The sequence below is a fragment of the Pseudomonas alkylphenolica genome (assembly GCF_016009175.1).
In the GTDB taxonomy this organism is placed as follows: Bacteria; Pseudomonadota; Gammaproteobacteria; order Pseudomonadales; family Pseudomonadaceae; genus Aquipseudomonas; species Aquipseudomonas alkylphenolica_B.
The window spans coordinates 374,964-394,507 of the sequence record NZ_JADUCM010000001.1; the positions used below are offsets into that span (position 1 = coordinate 374,964).

Sequence of the window (19,544 nt, forward strand, 5' to 3'; positions counted from 1 at the left end):
ATGGCTTAAACCTTCAATGGCGGCTGTGCGTAGGGCACGTTCGCGTGCGCCGGTTACTGATCAACTCCGCCGGTCTGTCAACCTACGTATAGCTGCCACCCACCTGTTTGACGGCAGGTAGATGGGGGCCCCGTCAAGGAGTTGATTCATGCTGAAAATTGTCCCCGACCCGCCGCACAACCCCCACTTCCTCGAAGACACCCTCATCCAGGCCTCGGACTATGCCCTGTGTGCGCAGACCGTGATCCATCAGGCACTCCTGTTGCAGCCCAAGTCACCCGCTTCGATTCTGATGATGGCATCGATGCATGAAATGGAGGCGCTGCGGGTGATGCTCGAGTCCATGTTGATACAGGTGCAAATGCCGGACGGGCTGCAGAATTTGCACTAGGCCCTTTGTGTCTGCGGTGCAGTTCAATTTGTAGGAGCGTGGCTTGCCCGCGAAGAACGTGACGCGGTGCATCAGGGGCTCCGCAGTGCCTGATTCGCCGGCAAGCCTGGCTCCTACGTCGCGAATTTACCGGGACGCCGGACCAGCGTGAATCACCTTAATTTTCCACCGTAGTCATCCGTTTTCCTTGGACTGACGAGCGCCCAGGCTCGTGGCCCTAATGGATGGATGAACACAGATGAATGCAGAAGACGCCCGTAAACTCGCCCGCCGCTTTCTTGAGCTGCCGCGGGACAAGCGCAGCCTGTTCCTGGCGGCGCTGGCGCGTGAGGGGGTCGATTTTTCCGTCTTGCTGATTCCGGCCGGGGTCGCAGGCAGCGAACAGGTACTGTCGTTTGCCCAGCAGCGCATGTGGCTGTTGTGGCAACTGGACCCGCACTCGTCCGCCTACAACCTGCCCAGTGCAGTTCGCCTGACCGGCGCACTGGACACTGCAGCGCTGGAGGCCGCGTTTGCCCGGTTGCAGGCCCGCCACCAGACCTTGCGCAGTGCTTTCGTCCAGGGCGCAGACGACCTGCCGCAACGCGTGCCGCTCACCCTGCCCCTGCAGATCACCCATCACGACATCAGCGCCGAACCCGCCGCGCAGCGTGAGGCCTGGGTACGTGCCGAGGCCGAGCGCCAGGCCCGGTTGCCCTTCGACCTGGCCTGCGGGCCGTTGCTGCGGGTCAGCCTGGTACGCCTGGCCGAGCAGGAGCATGTGCTGGTGCTGGTGATGCACCACATCGTTGCCGATGGCTGGTCGATGAATGTGCTGATTGACGAGTTCATTCGCCTGTACGACGCCGCCGAACGTGGCCAGGACGCAGCCTTGCCGGCCCTGGCGATTCAGTACGAAGATTACGCGCTGTGGCAGCGGCGCTGGCTGGAGGCCGGCGAGCAGGCGCGCCAGCTCGATTACTGGCGCAACCAGCTGGGCGATGAGCATCCGCTGCTGGACTTGCCGCTGGACCATCCGCGCCCGGCACGCCCGGGGTCACTCGGCAGCCGTCATACCTTCGAGGTGCCGCCTGTGTTGGCCGAGCAGTTGCGAGCCAGTGCCCGCCAACACAATGTGACCCTGTTCATGCTGTTGCTGGGCGCGTTCGGCACCTTGTTGCACCGCTACAGCGGGCAAGCCGACATTCGTGTCGGGGTGCCGATCGCCAACCGCAACCGCAATGAAGTCGAAGGGCTGATCGGCTTTTTCGTCAATACCCAGGTATTGCGCCTGCAGTTCGACGGGGCGGCTGGCGTCGATGCCTTGTTGCAGCAGATCAAGGCCACCGCGCTAGGGGCGCAGGCGCATCAGGAGCTGCCGTTCGAACAGTTGGTCGAAGGCCTGCAGGTGCAGCGCAACACCGCGCACACGCCGCTGTTCCAGGTGATGTACAACCACCAGCCGCAGGTCGCCGACCTGAGTGCCCTGCACACGGCAGGCGGCCTGCAGTTGCAGGCGCTGGAGTGGGACGCACGCACCACCCGTTTTGACCTCAGCCTGGACACCTACGAGCGCGGTGGGCAGCTGCACGCCGCCTTTACCTACCGCACCGACCTGTTCGGGCCGGCGACCATCGCGCGCATGGCCGGCCATTGGCTGAACCTGTTGAGGGCCATGGTCCAGGCGCCTGACGGACGTGTGGGCGAGCTGGTGATGTTGCACCCGCAGGAACACCAGCGAGTGGTCCACGACTGGAATCAGACCCGGGTCGAGCGCGCTGGCGAGCCCTGCATCCACCAACTGATCGAACAGCAGGCTGCAGCTCACCCACAGCGCACGGCCGTGGTGTTTGGCGGGCAGCGCCTGAGCTACGCCCAGCTCAACGCCCGCGCCAACCAGCTGGCCCGTCACCTGCAAGCCACCGGTGTCGGCCCGCAGGCGCTGGTAGGGATGGCGGTGGAACGCTCAGTGGAGATGATCGTCGGCCTGCTGGCGGTGCTCAAGGCAGGCGCGGCTTATGTGCCGTTCGACCCGCAGTACCCGCGCGAACGCCTGGCGTACCTGCTTGAAGACAGCGGGGTAGAGGTGCTGCTGACCCAGTCGGCGTTGCTTGAGCGCCTGCCGACTCCGCCAGACCTTGAGGTGATGCTGCTCGACGCCGGGCAGGATCACCTGAACGGCTACAGTGCCGAGAACCTGGCGCTGGAGCAGGCCCCGGAACATCTCGCCTACCTGATTTACACCTCCGGCTCCACCGGCAACGCCAAGGGCGTGAGCCTGACCCACCGCGGCCTGGTCAATTATGTCCAGGGCATTGTGCAGACCCTGCCATTGGAGGGGGCAAGCAGCATGGCCGTGGTCTCGACGATTGCTGCCGACCTTGGCCACACCACACTGTTCGGGGCGCTGTGCACGGGCTGCGCCTTGCATGTGCTGGACCTTGACCTGACCCTGGATGCCGAGCGCTTTGCCGCCTACATGGCTGACCAGCAGATCGATGTGCTGAAGATCGTGCCGTCGCACATCGAAGCCTTGCTCAGCGAGCACCATCGCGGCGCGGGGCTGCCGCGCCGGTGCCTGGTGCTGGGCGGGGAGGCGGCCTCGGTGACGTTGTTGCAGCGCATCGCAGACTGGGCGCCGCAGTGCCAGGTCATCAATCACTACGGCCCTACCGAAACCACCGTTGGCGTGCTGACGGCAGCGGTCGACCTCGCTGCGCCTGCCAACCTGGCGTTGGGGCGGCCCTTGCCGAATGTGCGCGCATTGATTGTCGATGCTGAGCTGCAGCCGGTACCAGGCGGCGTCAGCGGTGAACTGCTGCTGGGCGGGGCGGGGCTGGCGCGCGGCTATCACCGGCGGCCGGGGCTCACGGCCGAACGCTTTGTGCCCGACCCGCATGGCGCGCCCGGCCAGCGCCTGTACCGCAGCGGCGACCTGTGCCGTCATGACGATCAGGGCCAGGTGCGCTTCCTGGGCCGTATCGACCACCAGGTGAAAATTCGCGGTTACCGCATCGAGCTTGAGGAAATCAGCGCCTGCCTGCGTACTCAGGCCTCGGTCAAGGAAGCGGTGACGCGGGTCGCCAACGTCGGTGGCCATGCGCAGATCGTGGCGTACCTGGTGCTTGCCGACAACGCCCCGGTGCGGGGCGAGCAGGCGCTGACCGCGCAACTGCGCGAAGGACTGGCCCGGGTGCTGCCCGAGTACATGCTGCCCACCCAGGTGGTGGTGCTGGCCGCGTTGCCGTTGACCCTTAATGGCAAACTTGACCAGCGTGCCCTGGCGGCCATTGAGCTGCACGCCACCCAGGCTCCTTTTCAACCACCTGTTTCGGCCCTTGAGGTGCAACTGGCGCAGATCTGGGCGCAGGTGCTGGAGGTCGGGCAGGTTGGCCTGAACGACAACTTCTTCAACCTCGGTGGCCATTCGTTGCTGGCGCCCCAGATCATTTCGCGGGTGCGCCGCCTGCTGCAGGTCGAGCTGCCGTTGCGCAGCCTGTTCGAAACCGCCACCTTCGGCGCGTTCGCCGAACGGGTCGCTCAGGCGGGCACTGACGACGGGCGCCTACCGCTGCAGGCACTGGCGCGCCAGCAGCCGCTACCGGCCTCGTTTGCCCAGCAGCGGCAATGGTTGTTGTGGACCCTGGAACCGCACAGCCGCGCCTACCACACCCCGATCGTAGTCAAGTTACAAGGCCAGCTGGACCGCACCGCACTGGAGCAGACCTTCGCCGCGCTGGTCATGCGGCATGAGGCGTTCCGCACGCACTTCAACCGGCAGGACGGCCAGTTGTGCCAGGTCATTGAACCTCAGGGGCAGGTGACGGTGCGCTGGGAGCGACTGGAAAAGGCCGACAAACGCACGGTCGAGGCGCGGATCGCGCAAGAGATTGCCGTGCTGTTCGACCTGGAACGCGGTCCGTTGCTGCGGGTCAAGGTGTTCGAGGTGACGCCTGGGCAGCACCTGTTGGTGGTCACCCTGCACCACATCATCTCCGACGGCTGGTCGATGGGTGTGCTGGGGCGAGAGTTCGCTGCGCTGTATGGCGCCTTCCAGCGCCAGCAGCCGCTGAGCCTTGCGCCCTTGGCGGTGCAGTACGCCGACTATGCCCACTGGCAACGCAACTGGCTTGAGGGCGGTGAACTGGCGCGCCAGCTCGACTACTGGCGTGGTCAGCTGGGCACTGAGCACCCGGTGCTGGAGCTGGCCCCCGATCATCCCCGCCGTCCGGGGGAGGGCTACAGCGAGGGCCGGGTCGACCTGCGCCTGCCGATCGAGCTTGAGCAGCGCGTGCGCCAGCTGGCGCAGCGCAACAGCCTGACCCTGTTCCAGGTTTTCGTCGCCGCGTTTGCCGTGTTGCTGCAACGCTACAGCGGTCAGGACGACATCCGCATCGGCATGCCGATCAGTAACCGCAACGCCCAGGAGCTGGAGGGCGTGGTGGGCTTTTTCGTCAACACCCTGGTATTGCGCCTGCCGCTGCACGCGCAGGATTCGGTCAACAGGTTGCTGGCCCAGGTGCGTGACACTGCGCTCGCGGCGCAGGCCCACCAGGACCTGCCGTTCGACAAACTGGTCGAAGCGCTCAACCCACAACGCTCGCTGACGCACAACCCGCTGTTCCAGGTGATGTACAACCACCTCAACACCGTGGGCGCTGCCGCTGCCGGTAACAGCCTGCCCGGGCTGTTGGCCGAGGAATGGGTGTTGCCCGGCGGCATGGCGCAGTTCGAGCTGACCCTGGAAACCCTGGAGACTGACAACGGTATCAGCGCCTCGTTTATCTACGCGGCCGAACTGTTCGATTCCGCCACCGTCGAGGGCATGGCCCAGCATTGGTTGAACCTGCTGCGGGCGATGGTCGAGCAACCGCAACAGCCTGTTGGCCAGTTGCGCCTGCTGAGTCCGGTGCAATGGCAGGCCCTGCTGGAAAACGCCCGAGGTCAGGCCCCGGAAAGCGCGGTCGAGTCGGTGCTGGAGCTGTTCGCCGAGCGTGTGCGCCTGGCGCCCGATGCCATTGCCCTGATCGAGGGTGAACAGCGCCTGAGCTACAGCGCCCTGGACCGACGCAGCAATCGCCTGGCGCGGCGCTTGCTCGCAGCGGGTGTGAAGGCGGATGTACTGGTGGCGATGGTTGCCGAGCGTGGCATTGACCTGGTCACTGGCTTGCTGGCCATCTTCAAGGCCGGTGGCGCGTACCTGCCGCTGGACCCGCAGTACCCGGCCGAGCGCCTGGCGTACATGCTCGACGACAGTGCGGCAACGGTGTTGCTCGGGCATGAGCACCTGTTGAAGCAGCTGGCACTGGACCCGTCACGGCCTACGGTGCTGCTGGGTGATCAGACCTGTGCATTCAGTGATGCGCCCCTTGAGGAGGCACCTTGCGCGGGTCAGCAGCTGGCCTACGTGATCTACACCTCCGGTTCCACCGGCCTGCCCAAGGGCGTGGCGGTCGAGCACGGGGCGCTGGCCATGCATTGCCAGGCAGCTGGCGCGCGCTACCAATTGAGTGCTGAGGATTGCCTGCTGCAGTTCGCCTCGGTCAGTTTCGACGCCGCTGCCGAACAGATTTTCATGACCCTGGGGTACGGCGCAGCGCTGGTGGTCGGTGAGGTCAGCCAGTGGTCCTACCAGAGCCTGCAAGCGGCCGTGAGCGAACACGGCATCAGCGTGCTGGACCTGCCGCCGAGCTACCTCACCCGCTTGCTGGCCGACGCCGGGCCGGGCAGCCCGGCATTGACCGTGCGCGCCTGCATCCTCGGTGGTGAGGCGTGGAACCAGCAACAGCTGGCCAGCCTGCCGCAGTTGCAGGCGCGGCAACTGTTCAATGCCTACGGCCCCACGGAAGCGGTGATCAGCCCGTTGATCTGGGCGTGTGAGGCGTCGGGCGAACAGGCGTTGTACAGCCCGATCGGCCGTGCCGTGGGCGCGCGTTCGGCGTTGCTGCTGGACGGCCAGCTCAACCCGACCCCGGGCAATGCGGTGGGTGAGCTGTACCTGGGTGGCGAGGGCCTCGCCCGCGGTTACCTGCGCCGCCCCGGGCTGACCGCGCAGCAGTTCGTGCCGGACCCGTTCGGCGTTCCCGGTGCGCGTATGTACCGCACGGGCGACCTCGGTCGCCAGCGTGCCGACGGGGTGATCGAGTACCTGGGGCGTGTCGACCACCAGGTGAAAATCCGTGGCCTGCGCATCGAACTGGGCGAAATCGAGGCACGCTTGCACGAATGCGAGCAAGTGGCTGCGGTGGCCGTACTGGCGCAGCCGGTTGGCCAGGGCACCCAGCTGGTGGCCTACGTGGTGCCGCAAGCCGGTGCCGGCGAGGTACTTGAAACACTCAAGGCGCACCTGAGCACCAGCCTGCCGGCGCACATGGTGCCGCAGCACTGGCTTGTGCTGGAACAACTGCCCCTGACCGCCAACGGCAAGCTCGATCGTGCAGCCTTGCCGGCACCGCAGGCGGCCTCGCCGGCAGCCTTCCAGGCGCCGCAAAATGCCTTGCAAGCGCAGCTGGCGGCGATCTGGGCGCAGGTGCTGAACCTGGAGCAGGTGGGCGTCACCGACAACTTCTTCGAGCTGGGCGGCGACTCGATCGTCTCCATCCAGGTGGTCAGCCGCGCCCGCGAGGCCGGCATTCACTTCAAGAGCAAAGACCTGTTCCAGCACCAGACCGTGCAAGGTCTTGCGACAGTTGCCCGTTTGGGCAGCGCTCCAGCGGCGATAGATCAGGGCGAGGTCGGCGGCACGCAGGTGTTGCTGCCGATTCAGCGCGCCTTCTTCGAAGAGGCCATTGTCGAGCGCCAGCACTGGAACCAGTCGGTGCTGCTGCAATCCCCGCTTGTGCTGGAACCCGTGTTGCTCGAGCAGGCCCTGCAGGCGCTGGTCAGGCATCACGATGCCTTGCGCCTGCGCTTTGTTGAAGACGCGGGACAATGGTCGGCGCAGTATCACTCGGCGGCCAGTGAACCTTTGCTGTGGCAAGCCGAGGCTGCAGACGCCGCGCAGCTGACGGCGGTGTGCGATCAGGTCCAGCGCAGCCTGGACCTGGGTGCGGGGCCACTGTTGCGCGGCGCGCTGGTGACCCTGGCCGACGGTGGCCAGCGGCTGTTCCTTGCCGTGCACCACCTGGTGGTCGATGGTGTGTCCTGGCGCATCCTTTTCGAAGACCTGCAAGCGCTCTATCGCCAACTGCAGCAGGGCCAGGCACTGCAGTTGCCGGCCCGAACCAGTGCCTACCAGTGCTGGGCCGAGCACTTGCAGGGCCTGGCCGGCAGTGCCGCGCTGGCCGCTGAGTCGGGCTTCTGGCAGGCCCAGTGCAGCGGCGCTTCGGCGACGCTGCCGGGGGCCCGGCAGGCAGCCCCGTCGCTGAACCGTCACGCCCGTACCCTGTACAGCCGCCTGGATGCCCAGGCTACCCGGCAGTTGTTGCAACAGGCACCCCAGGCCTACCGCACCCAGGTCAACGACCTGTTGCTGACGGCGCTTGCCCAGGTGCTGTGCCGCTGGACAGGCGAACGCAGCGCGCTGATTCGCCTGGAAGGGCACGGTCGCGAAGACCTGTTCGAAGGCGTCGACCTCAGCCGCACGGTAGGCTGGTTCACCAGCCTGTTCCCGCTGCGCTTGACGCCTCACGCGCAGCCGGGCGAAGCGCTGAAGGCGATCAAGGAGCAAGTGCGCGCCGTGCCGAACAAAGGCATCGGTTATGGCCTGCTGCGTTATCTGGGCGACAGCGCCACGCAACAGGCGATGGCGGCGCTGCCAACGGCGCCGGTGGTTTTCAACTACCTGGGGCAGTTTGACGGCAGCTTCGCCGACCCGCAGGCGCTGCTGCGCCCGGCCGGGGAAAGCGGCAGCCGCGACCAGCACCCGGATGCACCGCTGGGCGCCGCCCTGACCCTGAACGGCCAGGTCTACGAGGGCCAGTTGAGCCTGGGCTGGACGTTCAGTGAAGCCGTGTTCGACGAGGCGCTGATCGCCGACCTGGCGGCGGACTACAGCAGCACCCTGCAGACGCTGATCGAGCACTGCTGCGATCCTCAGCAGGGCGGCCTGACGCCGTCGGATGTGGCGCTGTCCGGCCTGGACCAGCGCCAGCTGGAAGGGCTGGGCCTCGACCTGCGCGCGCTCGACGACCTTTATCCCTTGTCGCCGATGCAACAGGGCATGCTCTTCCATGCCCTGTATGCCCAGGGCAGCGGAGACTACGTCAACCAGATGCAGGTGCAGGTACGCGGGCTGGACGTCGTGCGCTTCCGCGAGGCCTGGGCACACACCCTGCAAGCACACGACAGCCTGCGCAGCGGCTTCATCTGGCAGGGCGATTTTCCCCAGCCGCTGCAGTTCGTGCGCCGCCAGGTCGACCTGCCGTTCACCGAGCTGGACTGGCGCGAGCGCGCCGACCTTGATGCTGCATTGCACGCCCTGGCAGACAGCGAACGGGCCCGTGGCTTCGATCTGCAACAGGCGCCGTTGCTGCGGCTGTGCCTGGTGCGCACCGATGCCGACACCTACCAGTTCATCTACACCAACCACCATATCCTCATGGACGGCTGGAGCTATGCGCAGCTGCTCGGTGAAGTGCTGGAGCGCTATCACGGCCAGGTGCCCGTGGCCCCGGCCGGGCGCTATCGCGACTACATCGCCTGGCTGCAGGCGCAGGATGCGCAGGTGGGAGAAACGTTCTGGCGCACGCAACTGGCCCAGCTTGAGGCACCGACCCAGCTGGCACCGGTACTGGCGGCTGTGGCGCCACCTTCCAGCAACGACGGCCCGGCCCGCGCGACTCACGCACTGACGCTGGCACCGGCCCGCAGCGCTGAACTGGTGGCCTTTGCCCGACGCAATAAAGTCACCGTCAACACCCTGGTGCAAGCCGCCTGGCTGCTGCTGTTGCAGCGTTACACGGGGCAGTCGAGTGTCGCCTTCGGCGCGACAGTGGCCGGGCGCCCGGCGCAGGTGGCGGGTGCCGAGCGGCAGATCGGCCTGTTCATCAACACCTTGCCGGTGATTGGCCACCCGCAACCGGCACTGACGGTCGGCCAGTGGCTGGCGCAGGTGCAGGCCCCGCACCTGGCCATGGGCGAACACGAAGCGACACCGCTGTTCGAAATCCAGCGATGGGCGGGGCTCGGCGGTGAGGCGTTGTTCGACACGCTGCTGGTGTTCGAAAACTACCCGGTGGGCGAGGCGTTGCAACGCCAGGCCGACAGCGGTCTGCACTTTGGCCCGGTGCGCAGCCATGAGCAGACCCACTATCCGTTGGCGCTGGCAGTGGAACTGGGTGAGTCGCTGTACCTTGGTTTCGACTATGCCGCCCGCCAGTTCAGCCATGAAGCGGTGGCGCGCCTGGCCGCGCACCTGGTGCATGTGCTCGAGCAGTTTGCCGCTGACCCGAGCCGCTGCCTGGGCACCATTGCCTTGCCGCTGGCCAGTGAAGTCGCGGAGGTCGCCCGGCGTAACGCGCCGACAGGGCAGGGCGATGGCCTGCTGGTGCACCAGCGTATCGCCCAGTGGGCCCGGCAGACGCCGGAACAACTTGCCGTGGTGCAGGGCGAGCACCGCCTGAGCTTTGCCGAACTGGATCGGCGTGCCAATCAACTGGCCCACGCCTTGGTGGCCCGAGGTATAGGGCCGGAAGTGCGCGTGGCGGTGGGCGTACGGCGCGACGCCCAGTTGCTGGTGGCGTTGCTGGCGGTGCTAAAGGCGGGCGGCGCGTATGTGCCGCTGGACGTCAATTACCCGGCCGAGCGCCTGAGCTATCTGCTTGAGGACAGCAATGCGGCGCTGCTGATCACCGATTCAAGCCTGACCGCGGCGGTGCAGCGGCCTGCCCGCCTGCAGGTGCTGCAGCTGGATCAACTGGACCTCGACGGTCTGCCCAGCGCGCCGCCCGCCGAGCGCGTGCTGGCCGACAACCTCGCCTACATCATCTATACCTCCGGCTCCACCGGCCTGCCCAAGGGCGTGGCGGTGGCCCACGGCCCCCTGGCCATGCACTGCGAGCGCATTGGCCAGCGCTACGGCATGAGCGCCGCCGACTGTGAACTGCTGTTCATGTCGTTTGCCTTCGACGGCGCCCACGAACGCTGGCTGACGGCGCTGACCCATGGCGGCCGTCTGCGGTTGCGTGACGACAGTTTGTGGACCCCGGAACAATCCTTCGACGCCCTGCATCGCCATGGGGTAACCGGGGCGGCCTTCCCGCCGGTGTACCTGCAGCAGCTTGCGCAGGTGGCGCAGCGGCGCGGCAATCCGCCGCCGCTGCGCATCTACTGCTTTGGTGGCGATGCCGTGCCGCAGGCCAGCTTCGAGCTGGCGCGCCGGGCGCTCAAACCGCAGTTCATCATCAACGGCTATGGCCCGACGGAAACCGTGGTCACCCCGCTGATCTGGAAGGCGGCCGCCAGCGACACCTGCGGTGCGGCCTATGCACCGATTGGCGACAGGGTCGGGGAGCGCAGCGTGCAGGTGCTCGACGCTGCCCTGAACCTGCTGCCCGATGGCCTGGCGGGTGAGCTGTACCTGGGCGGCTATGGCGTTGCCCGTGGCTACCTGAACCGTCCGGGGCTGACTGCCGAGCGCTTCGTGCCTGATCCCACCGGCACTGTCGGCGGGCGCCTGTACCGTTCCGGTGACCTGGTACGCCAACGCCCCGGCGGCATCGTCGACTGCCTGGGGCGCATTGACCATCAGGTGAAGATCCGCGGCTTTCGCATCGAGCTGGGTGAGGTGGAAGCCTGCCTGCAGGCCCAGGCCGGTGTACGTGAGGCGGTGGTGGTGGCGCATGACGGCACCCATGGCAAGGCGTTGATCGGCTATCTGGTGGCCGACGACATGACTGAGACGCCTGCGCTGTTGCTCAAGGCGATCAAGGCACAACTGCAGGTGCAACTGCCGGCGTACATGGTGCCGGCGCAACTGATGCTGCTCGACCAGCTGCCGCTGAATCCCAACGGCAAGGTCGATCGCAAGGCTCTGCCATTGCCGCAGGCTCACCAGGGCCACGAAGACTATCAAGCGCCGGTGACCGACCTGCAGCGCAGCCTGGCGGGCATCTGGCAGCAGGTGCTCAAGGTCGGGCAGGTGGGCCTTGGCGACAACTTCTTCGAACTCGGCGGCCACTCGCTGTTAGCCACCCAGGCCACGGCCCAGGCCCAGCTTGAGCTGGGTGTGGAGCTGGCCCTGGAAACCCTTTTCAGCGCCCGCACGCTGGCGGATTACGCCGAAGCGGTAGGCGCTTGCATGGCATCGAATCGAGAGGAAGACCTCAGCGACATGTTTGACTTTCTCAACGAACTGGAGGCGAACTGACATGGCTGGAATCGACAACACGCAGCTGGTGCAGCGCTTCATTCAACTGCCCGCCGAGCAACGCCGGCTGTTTCTGCAGAAGCTCGCCAGCAAAGGCATGAGCCTGGCCCAGCTGCCGATCCCGGTGAGCCGTGATCAGGCCCGGAGCCTGCCGCTGTCTTATGCCCAGCAGCGCCAGTGGTTCCTCTGGCAGCTGGACCGGCACAGCAGCGTCTACCATATTCCCGCCGCCTTGCACCTGCACGGCCCGCTCGACCGCGACGCGTTGCAGCGCAGCCTCAGTGCGCTGGTTGAACGGCATGAAAGCTTGCGCACCACCTTCGAAGACGCAGGCGAGACGATCCAGCGCGTGCACCCGGCGGCCGCGGTCGAACTGCAACTGCATCACGCGGATGCAACGGACGATGCCCAGGCCCGTAACGCGCTGATCGAACGCTTTGTCGACAGCACCGTGCAAGCGCCTTTCGACCTGTCCCGGGGGCCGCTGTTGCGTGCCCGTTTGTTGTGCCTGGGTGCGCAGGAGCATGTGCTGGTGCTGGCCCTGCACCATATCGTTGCCGATGGCTGGTCGATGCAGGTGCTGGTGCGTGAGCTGGTGGCCTTGTACCTCGGCTTCAGCCAGGGACGGCCGGCCACGCTGGCGGCATTGCCGATCCAGTATGGCGACTATGCCATCTGGCAGCGCTGCTGGATGGAGGCGGGTGAGCGCGAGCGCCAGCTGGCGTACTGGACCGCCCACCTGGGCGATGAGCATCCGCTGCTTGAGCTGCCGCACGACCAGGCCCGCCCGGCGCTGAGCAGTTACCGTGGCGGGCGCTGCCAGATCAACCTGCCGCCGGGCTTGCTCGACGCCTTGCGCCTGACCTGCCAGCGCGAAGGGATCACTCTGTTCATGCTGCTGCTGGCGTCGTTCCAGCTGCTGTTGCACCGCTACAGCGGCCAGGCGCAGATCCGCGTCGGAGTGCCGGTCGCCAACCGTAACCGTGCCGAAACCGAAGGCCTGATCGGCTTTTTCGTCAATACCCAGGTGCTTAAAGCCGACATTGACGGACAGGCCAGCCTCTCGAGCTTCCTGAAGCAGGTAAAACACACCGCGCTGCAGGCCCAGGTGTATCAGGACTTGCCCTATGAACAGCTGGTCGACGCCTTGCAACCGGAACGCAGCTTGAGTTTCAACCCGCTGTTCCAGGTGATGTTCAATCATCAAGTGCAGGGGGCGAAGGCGCAGGGCAGCAGTGCATTGGGTGAGCACCTGCGGATCGAAGCCTTGAACTGGGAGCGCCATGCGTCACCGTTCGATCTGAACCTCGATACCTTTGAAGAAGACGGGCGTCTCTGGGCCTCGATGACTTACGCTCTGGACCTGTTCGAGGGCAGCACGATTGCAGCCATGGGGACGCACTGGCAGGCCGTGTTGCAGGCACTCACCGGTGACCTGAACCGGCGCATCGACGACCTGGCACTGCAGCAGGTTGTGCCCATGACGTCGGCGGCTGCGGTGTACACGCCCCCTGAATTGCTGTTGCCGATGCTGCAGGCCCAGGTGCTGCGCCAGCCGCACGCCGTGGCGCTGGAGGTCGACAATCAGTCATACAGCTATGCCGAGCTCGACGCCCGCGCGAACCGCCTGGCCTGGCAACTGGTCGGTGCCGGGGTCGGGCCACAGGTGCTGGTGGGGCTGGCCTTGCAGCGCAGCCTGGACATGGTCGTGGCCCAGCTCGCCGTACTCAAGGCAGGTGGCGCCTACGTGCCGCTGGACCCCGCGTACCCGCTGGCGCGCCTGCACTACATGATCAACGACAGCGGCCTGGCCTTGTTGCTGACCCAGGCCGAGGTCAGCGCGCGACTGGGCGAGCTGCCGGCGCCGCGTACGCTGCACCTTGATGAACGTGTGCAGCCGGCTCCCGTGCAGAACCCCGGTGCGCCACAGGTGGACCTGCACCCGGACAACCTCGCCTATGTGATCTACACCTCTGGCTCCACCGGGCAGCCCAAAGGCGTGGCCATCCGTCACGGCGGCCTGGCCAACCACATGGCCTGGATGCGCAGCGCCTATGGGCTGACCGGCGACGACCGGGTGCTGCAGAAAACTGCGTTCAGTTTCGACGCTTCTGTATGGGAGTTCTGGTTGCCGCTGCTGTGTGGCGCGCGGCTGGTACTGGCACCTGCCGACCTGAACCAGGACCTGGGTCGGCTCTGGCAACTGGTGGCCGAGAAGCGCATCACCGTGCTGCAATTGGCACCCTCGTTGCTGCAGGGATTGCTGCCCCAGCTGCAGCCCGGGCAACTGGCGACCTTGCGCCTGCTGTTCGCCGGTGGCGAAGCGTTGAAGGGCAGCCTCGCCCGGCAGCTCGCCGAGCAATGGCCGGGGCAGTTGGTGAACCTGTACGGCCCCACCGAATCAACCATCGATGCCACCAGCCACGCGCTGGACGCCGATACCGGCGATGCGGTCATAGCAATCGGTCAGCCTATCAGTAATGTCCAGGCGCATGTCCTCAACCCGGGCCTGCAGCCGTGTGTGCAAGGCGGCCTGGGTGAGCTGTACCTGGGCGGTGCATCACTGGCGGCCGGTTATTACCGCCGCCCTGGGCTGACCGCTGAACGTTTTGTTCCCGACCCCTTTGGTGCGCCGGGTGCACGCCTGTACCGCACCGGTGACCTGGTGCGCCGCCGTGCCCACGGCCAGCTGCACTACGTAGGGCGCATCGACCATCAACTGAAACTGCGTGGCCTGCGCATCGAACTGGGCGAGATCGAAGCCTGCCTGCTGGCCCAGCCGGGTGTGCGCGAAGCCGTGGTGCTGGCCCAGCCCGGGCCGCGCGGCGAGCAACTGGTGGGCTATGTGGTCGGCGATGCCGGGCAGCTGCCGGCGCAGCCAATCGATCAGTGGCGGGAGGCGCTACAAGCAGATTTGCCCGGCTACATGGTGCCAGCGCAACTGTTGGTGCTCGAGCGTTTGCCCCTGACGGTCAACGGCAAGCTCGATCGCAAGGCGTTGCCGGTGCCCGGTGCAGCGCCTGCGGGCAGCGCTTTCAATGCCCCGCAGGGCGCGCTGGAGCAAGGCCTGGCCGACATCTGGCAAGCCGTATTGAACGTTGAACGGGTGGGGCGTCAGGACAATTTCTTTGAGCTCGGTGGCGACTCGATCGTGTCGATCCAGGTGGTCAGCCGCGCGCGCCAGGCCGGTTTGCATTTCAGCCCCAAGGACCTGTTCCAGCACCAGACCGTGCAACGCCTGGCCGCGGTAACCCGCCATGGCGATGAATCGCTGCCGGTAGACCAGGGCCCGGTACAGGGTGAGTCGGCGTTACTGCCGATCCAGCACGGCTTTTTTGCTACCCCGATGCAGGCACGGCACCACTGGAACCAGTCGGTTCTGCTTGAGGCGCGCCAGACGCTGGACGCAGTTCTCCTTGAACAGGCGTTGCAGGCCCTGGTGCAGCACCACGATGCATTGCGTCAGCGCTTTGTAGAAACCGCACACGGCTGGCGTGCCGAGCATCGGGACGGCGCTGGGCAAACCCTGCTCTGGCAACGTTCGGCCGGCTCACCCGAGGCCCTGCTGGCTCTGTGCGAACAGGCCCAGCGCAGCCTCGACCTGGGCGCAGGGCCGTTGCTGGGGGCGTTGCTGGTCGACCTCGCTGACGGCACGCAGCGTTTGCTGCTGGTGGTCCATCACCTGGTGGTGGACGGTGTGTCCTGGCGCATTCTCTTTGAAGACCTGCACACCCTCTACGGGCAGTTGGCGGCGGGTCAGACGACGCAGTTGCCGGCCAAGACCGGTTCGGTAAAAAGCTGGGCCGAGCGCTTGCAGGCCTATGCCGCCAGTGGCGAAATCGAAGCCGCGGCGCGCTACTGGGCCGGGCTCGGCACAACTTCGGCGAGCGAGCTGCCGTGCGACCACCCGGGTGGCAGCCTGAGCAAGGCCCACGCCGACAGCGTGCGCACCCGTCTCGATGCGGAGCTGACCCGCGCCCTGTTGCAGCAGGCCCCGGCGGCGTACCGCACCCAGGTCAACGACCTGCTGCTGACGGCCTTGGCGCGGGTCATCTGCCAGTGGAGCGGCCAGCCCAGCACCTGGGTCGAGCTCGAAGGCCATGGCCGCGAAGCGCTGTGGGCCGATATCGACCTGACCCGTACCGTGGGCTGGTTCACCAGTGCCTTCCCGGCCTGCCTGAGCCCGGCGCGGTCGCTGCCGGCGTCGATCAAGTCGATCAAGGAGCAACTGCGCGCGATTCCCAACAAGGGCCTGGATCATGGCGTGCTGCGCCACCTCGGCACCCCGGCGCAGCAACAGGCGCTGGCGCAGCTGCCAATACCGCGCATCACCTTCAACTACCTGGGCCAGTTCGATGGCAGCTTCGACGACCCGGCGGCCTTGTTTGCCCCGGCCCGCGAACCTGGCGGTGCCGAGCAGGGCGAAGACGCGCCGCTGGGTAACTGGCTGAGCATCAATGGTCAGGTGTACCAGGGTGAACTGACCCTGGACTGGACCTTCAGTCGCGACCTGTATGCCCCGGCCACCGTGCAACGCCTGGCCGATGCCCTGGGCCGGGAACTGGCCGCGCTGGTGGCGCATTGCCTGGCGGCGGGTGAGGGCGGCGTGACGCCGTCGGACTTCCCCCTGGCCGGGCTCGACCAGGCGCAGCTCGACCGCCTGCCGCTCAGTGCCGCGCAGATCGCCGACCTCTATCCGCTGTCGCCGATGCAGCAGGGCATGCTCTTCCATGCGCGCATGGCGGCGACCACGGCTGACTACATCAACCAGTTGCGCGTGCCCGTCGAGGGCCTTGACGCAGAACGCCTGCGTGCCGCCTGGCAGGCCACCGTCGATGCCCATGACAGCCTGCGCAGCCAGTTCCACTGGCAGGCCGATTTTGCCGCGCCGCTGCAACTGGTGTTGCGCGAGGTGCCTGTGCCGTTTGCCTGTGCAGACCTGCGTTCTGTTGCCGGTCAGCCCCAGGCAGTAGAGCAACTGGCGACGCAGGTGCGTGAGGCCGGCTTTGCCCTGGACCGCGCGCCACTGCTGCGCCTGGACCTGGCCCGCACGGGCAAGCAGCAGTACCAGATGATCTTTACCAGCCACCACATCCTCATGGACGGCTGGAGCAACGCCCAGTTGCTGGGGGAGGTGCTGCAGCGCTATGCCGGTGAAACCGTGGCGGCGCCAGCAGGGCGCTACCGCGACTACATTGAATGGCTGCAACGCCGCGACGGCGCGGCAAACGAAGCGTTCTGGCGCGAGCAACTGCAGACCTTTGAAGGGCCGACCCTGCTCGGCCAGGCCATCGTCGGCGACGCTGACAGCCCGGCGGCGGGTGATCACTGCCAGCGCCTGAGCCTGGCACAGACCGAGGCGCTGCAACGCTTTGCGCGATCGCACAAGGTCACCCTCAACACCGTGGTGCAGGGCGCCTGGCAGTTGTTGCTGCAACGCTATAGCGGGCAGTGCACGGTCACCTTCGGCGCCACGGTGTCGGGGCGCCCGGCCGAACTCCCCGGTATCGAAGGGCAGATAGGGCTGTTCATCAACAGCTTGCCGGTGATCGGCGGCGCCCGGCCCGAACAGTCGCTGCAGGCGTGGCTGCAGGCCCTGCAGGCACTCAACCTGAACCTGCGCGAGCATGAGCACACCCCGCTGTACGAGATTCAGCGCTGGGCGGGCCGCAGCGGCGAGGCGCTGTTCGATACGCTGCTGGTGTTCGAGAACTACCCGGTGGCACAGGCGCTGGAACAAAGCGCCCCGGCCGGCTTGCGCTTTGGCGAGGTGGCCGGTCACGAGCAGAGCGGCCTGCCGCTGACCGTGCTGGTGGACGCCGGTGTGCAACTGGCGTTCACCTTCAAGTACCGCGACTTCAGCGGCGCTGTGGTGCAGCGCCTGGCCGGGCAGTTGCAGCAACTGTTGCTGCACATCAGCACCTGCAGCGGTGACGAGCCGGTGGGTTGCCTGGGCCTGAGCACGGCCGAGCAACGTCTCAGCCTGCTTGCCCAGGGCCAGGGTGCGACAGTGGCGCACCCGCTGCAGCAGAGCATCCAGCAATTGATCGAGGCACAGGTCGAACGCACGCCACAGGCGCCGGCGCTGGTGTTTGCCGGGCAAACCCTCAGTTACCGCGAACTCAATGCGCAGGCCAACGCTCTGGCGCATCGCTTGATCGCGCAGGGCGTCGGCCCCGATGTGCTGGTGGGGATTGCCGCTGAACGTTCGCTGGAAATGGTCATCGGTTTGCTGGCCATTCTCAAGGCCGGTGGCGCCTACGTGCCGCTCGACCCGGAATACCCGGCCGAGCGCCTGGCCTACCTGTTCGACGACAGCGGTATCGAACTGCTGCTGACGCAATCGTGGCTGCTGCCGCGCCTGCCGCAGCAAGCAGGCCTGCGCACCGTGCTGCTGGATGCGGCGCAGCAGGATGAGTGGCGCATTGATAACCCCGGCGTCAGTGTGCAGCCCGAGCACCTGGCCTACGTGATCTACACCTCCGGCTCCACCGGCAAGCCCAAGGGCGCCGGCAACGCCCACAGTGCCCTGGTCAACCGCGTGTGCTGGATGCAGGCGGCCTATGGTCTGGATGCCAGCGACACGGTGCTGCAGAAAACCCCGTTCAGCTTTGACGTGTCGGTGTGGGAATTCTTCTGGCCGTTGATGACCGGGGCGCGCTTGCTCATGGCCGCGCCTGGCGATCACCGTGACCCGGCGCGCCTGGTCGAATTGATCGAGCAGGGCGGTGTGAGCACCTTGCACTTCGTTCCGTCGATGCTCCAGGTGTTCCTGCAGGCGCGTGATGTCGGTCGTTGCGCTTCGCTGCGGCGGATCATCTGCAGCGGCGAAGCCTTGCCGGCCGATGCCCAGCAGCAGGTGTTCGCCAGGCTGCCGCAGGCCGGCCTGTTCAACCTGTACGGGCCGACCGAGGCGGCCATCGACGTTACGCACTGGACCTGTGTCGATGACGGGCGCCACAGCGTGCCGATCGGCCACGCCATCGACAACCTGCGCACCTACATCCTCGATACCAACCTGGAGCCGGTGGTGCCGGGGGTATTGGGCGAGTTGTACCTGGCGGGTGCCGGGCTGGCGCGTGGTTACCATCGCCGCCCCGGCCTGACGGCCGAACGCTTTCCAGCCGATCCCTTCGTCCCGGGCCAGCGCATGTACCGCACCGGCGACCTGGCGCGTTACGCGGCCGGCGGCGAAATCGAGTACGCCGGGCGCCTCGACCACCAGGTGAAGATCCGTGGCCTGCGCGTCGAGCTGGGTGAAATCGAATCGCGCCTGATGGAGCACCCGGGCGTGCGCGAGGCGGTGGTGGTGGCCCGCGAATCGGCGGGCGATACCCAGTTGATCGCCTACCTGGTGCCCGAGGGCGAGGTCGGTGCCGAGGCGCAGCTTGAGTTGCGCCAGTTCCTGCGTCAGACGCTGCCGGAGCACATGGTGCCAAGCCACCTGCTGGCCGTGGCGCAGATGCCCCTGAGCCCCAACGGCAAGCTGGACCGCCGGCAGCTGCCAGACCCCGCGTCGCTGATTGCGCCGCGCACCTTTCGCGCACCGCACAGTGCTTTGCAGCAGCAGGTGGCCGAGGCCTGGCAGCAGGTGCTCAAGGTGGAGCAGGTGGGCCTGGACGACAACTTCTTCCAGCTCGGCGGCCATTCGTTGATGGCCACGCAGGTGGTGATGCGCCTGCGTGAACAGCTGGCCGTGGAGGTGCCGTTGAAGCTGTTGTTCGAAAGCGCCGGCCTTGAGGACTTCTGTGCTGCGGTGCAGGGCCTGCAGCAAGAACTGACACCGGTACAGGACGAGCTGACTAAATCCCTGGAGGCCCTCAAACGTCTATCTGCCGAAGAGCTTGAGAATCTGCTTTCCTGACA

The 19,544-nt window shown here is 66.5% G+C and carries 3 protein-coding genes; all 3 read left to right on the forward strand.

The genetic code is table 11. The features are described 5' to 3' along the window. Positions 1-148 precede the first annotated feature (148 nt). The gene (locus tag I5S59_RS01810; protein WP_197875122.1) at positions 149-391 is read left to right on the forward strand and encodes a hypothetical protein; all 243 of its coding nucleotides are present in this window, start codon (positions 149-151) and stop codon (positions 389-391) included. Positions 392-629: 238 nt separating this feature from the next. Beyond that, positions 630-11,678 (forward strand): non-ribosomal peptide synthetase, encoded by an 11,049-nt coding sequence (locus I5S59_RS01815; protein WP_197875123.1) that lies wholly within the window; start codon positions 630-632, stop codon positions 11,676-11,678. Position 11,679: 1 nt separating this feature from the next. Then, positions 11,680-19,542, forward strand: a complete 7,863-nt coding sequence (locus I5S59_RS01820; RefSeq protein ID WP_197875124.1) for a non-ribosomal peptide synthetase — start codon at positions 11,680-11,682, stop codon at positions 19,540-19,542. The last annotated feature ends 2 nt before the right edge of the window (positions 19,543-19,544 follow it).

Bases quoted from the DNA above. Each gene is read 5' to 3' on its own strand.
- I5S59_RS01810 (WP_197875122.1), top strand. From the start codon at position 149: ATGCTGAAAATTGTCCCCGACCCGCCGCACAACCCCCACTTCCTCGAA.
- I5S59_RS01815 (WP_197875123.1), top strand. From the start codon at position 630: ATGAATGCAGAAGACGCCCGTAAACTCGCCCGCCGCTTTCTTGAGCTG.
- I5S59_RS01820 (WP_197875124.1), top strand. From the start codon at position 11,680: ATGGCTGGAATCGACAACACGCAGCTGGTGCAGCGCTTCATTCAACTG.